The organism is Streptomyces alkaliphilus (assembly GCF_014141535.1).
In the GTDB taxonomy this organism is placed as follows: Bacteria; Actinomycetota; Actinomycetes; order Streptomycetales; family Streptomycetaceae; genus Streptomyces; species Streptomyces alkaliphilus.
This window is the reverse complement of the sequence record NZ_VKHT01000752.1, coordinates 1-2,568: the sequence shown is the minus strand read 5'-3', so window position 1 is coordinate 2,568 and position 2,568 is coordinate 1. Positions and strand designations below refer to the sequence as shown.

At 72.0% G+C, this 2,568-nt stretch carries 2 protein-coding genes; both read right to left on the bottom strand.

From position 1 onward, the window contains the following. The coding region (locus FNQ90_RS19380; RefSeq protein WP_182607534.1) for a phytoene/squalene synthase family protein at positions 1–973 on the bottom strand (973 nt) is incomplete at its 3' end. Next, entirely contained in the window at positions 970–2,517 is a 1,548-nt protein-coding gene (gene crtI, locus FNQ90_RS19375) for a phytoene desaturase family protein (protein ID WP_182607533.1), read from the bottom strand. The genes crtI and FNQ90_RS19380, both read right to left, overlap by 4 nt. Between the last annotated feature and the right edge of the window lie 51 nt (positions 2,518–2,568).

Sequence of the window (2,568 nt, the reverse complement as noted above, 5' to 3'; positions counted from 1 at the left end):
GTTGGTGGCCGGGCGGCGGGTCGTCCGGTCGGCCCGGACGGGATGCGGTGACGCGGGCCGCGGCCAGCCGAACCAGGCCGTCGAGCGCCACCGCCGCGCGGCGGCGCCGGGGCACCACCGCGCGGCGGTGGACGGCGGCGTAGCCGTCTTCCTCGACGGCCCTCAGGATGCCGCCGTAGAGGATGAAGGCTGTGCGGATGCAGGGGCGGGCCACGGGGTCGAGCATGGGAATGCCGGGGGCGGCGAGGCGGTAGACGGAACGGGTGAGATCGGCGGCGGCGCGCAGGGCCGCGGTGATGCGGCGGTCACGACGGCCGGTCGCCCTGCTCCACAGCAGCAGCGAACGGTCGGCGCCGTGGGCCGCCAGGAGGTCCGCGGGCAGGTAGACCCGCCCCCGGTCGAGGTCCTCCCCCACGTCTCGGATGAAGTTGGTGAGCTGAAATGCCTCACCGAGGGCGGCGGCGTGGGGAGCGGCCTGTTCGCGGGGCACGACGGTGCCGAGGATCGGGAGCATCTGCAGCCCGATGACCGCGGCTGAACCGTGCATGTAGGCGCGCAGGTCCTCGTAGGTGGGGTAGTCGGTGACCTCCAGGTCGCTGGTCATGGAAGTCATGAAGTCGGTGAAGTGATGATGGTCGATGTCGTGGACCACGGCGGTGTGGGCGAGGGCGCGGACGACGGGTTCGGGGCTCTCCCCGCTGCGCAGGCCCTCGGCCAGGTGGTGGTGCAGGTCGGCCAGCAGGGCCCGGCGGCGTTCCGGCGGGGCGTCGCTTTCCAGGTCGTCGACGATGTCGTCGGCCCAGCGGGCGAAGCCGTACAGGGCGTGCACGGCGGGGCGGCGTTCGAGGGGGAGCAGGCGGGTGGCGAGGAAGTAGGTCTTGCCGTGGTGGGCGTTGAGCCGGCGGCAGTGGGCGTACGCCTCCCGCAGTGCGGGGTCGGTGATGCCGGCGGCGTCGAGTTCCCGGGCGGTCACGCGGCGGCCCCCGGGGTGGAGGTGCCGGTGGGTCGGGGGGCCCCGGTCGACCGGGAGCGATGGTGGACGGGGCCGGTGATCCGACCGGCGGCGAGCTTGCCGGAGATCAGGACGGTGGGAACGCCCACGCCCGGGGTGGTGCCGCAGCCCGCGAGAACGGCGTTGTCGATGCCGGAGACCAGGTTGCGGGGTCGGAAGGGTCCCGTCTGGGGGAAGGTGTGCGCGGCGGAGAAGGGGGTACCGGCCGCGTGGCCCTCCGCCGTCCAGTCGGCGGGGGTGATGAGGGTTTCCTCCTCGATGGCGGAGGTGATGCCGTCCAGGCCGCGTTTCTCCAGTTCGTTCAGGAGCGTGTCCCGGTAGCGGGGGCCCAGGTCGCCCCATCGGGCGGCGTCCGGCCCGATGTCGGTGTTGGGGCAGGGTGCGAGCACGTAGTGCAGGTGACGCCCGGGAGGCGCGAGGCCCGGGTCCGTGGAGGTGGGTCGGGTGATGAGGAGGGATGGATCGCTCATCAGTTCCCCGGTGCGGGTGAGCTCGTGGAAGGTTCGCTTCCAGGCGTGACCGAAGGAGATGGTGTGGTGGGCCAGGTCGGGCCAGGTGCGATCGGTACCTGCGTGAAGGATGACGGCCGATGGCGAGTGGCGCAGACGCAGCGGACGGCGTGGGGTTCGTCCCAGGAGTCGGTAGGTCACCGGGAGGTCGGGGGTGAGGACCACGGCGTCGCAGGGGATGCGCCCGTGGTCGGTGACCACTGCGGTGACGCGGGAACCGGTCCGTTCCAGGGAGGTGACGGTGTGTTCGTACCGCAGGTCGGCTCCGGCGTCGGTGGCGGCGTCGGCGAGGGCGCGGGGCAGTGCGTGCATGCCGCCGCGGGGGAAGTACACACCGGCGATGGTGTCCATGTAGGCGATGACGGCGTAGGCGGCGAGCGCACGCTGTGGGGCAACGCCGGCGTAGAGGGACTGGAAGGAGAAGACACGGCGCAGGCGTTCATCGGTGATGTGGCGCCCGATGCGGGCGTCCATACGACCGAAGCCACCCAGGAGCGCCAGTTTCGCGAGGTCGGGGTGGAGGAGTTGCAGGGGGGAGTCGAAGTTGGCGTCGATGAAGCGGTTCATCTGGGCGGTGTAGAGCTTGCGCAGCCAGGTGCGCAGGTCTCGGTAACCGCGCACGGCCCGGGGACCGGCGAAGCGTTCGATCTCGGCCTCCATGGCCTCGGCGTCGGTGTGCACGTCGAGGGAGGTGCCGTCGGCGAAGCGGGCCCGGTAGGCGGGGTGAAGGGGGAGGAGGTCCAGGCGTTCGCGGACGGAGCTGCCCACGGCGGCCAATGCCTCGTCGACGAGTTCGGGCATGGTCAGCACGGTGGGGCCGGTGTCGATACGGTATCCGCGGTGTTCGTGGAGGCCTGCGCGGCCACCCGGTCGGGAAGCCCGTTCGACGAGTGTGACGCGGCGTCCGGCTCCCAAGAGATGGAGGGTCGCGGCGAGGCCGGCGAGGCCCGCGCCGACCACGACCACGTGATCGGTGGGCCCCTTGAGGGTTTTCATCGGGGGTGTCCTTCCAGGGCCTCGATCAGGGTGGTGGGGACGCCATCGGGG

Coding starts and splice junctions, on each gene's coding strand:
- crtI (WP_182607533.1), bottom strand. CDS start 2,517: ATGAAAACCCTCAAGGGGCCCACCGATCACGTGGTCGTGGTCGGCGCG.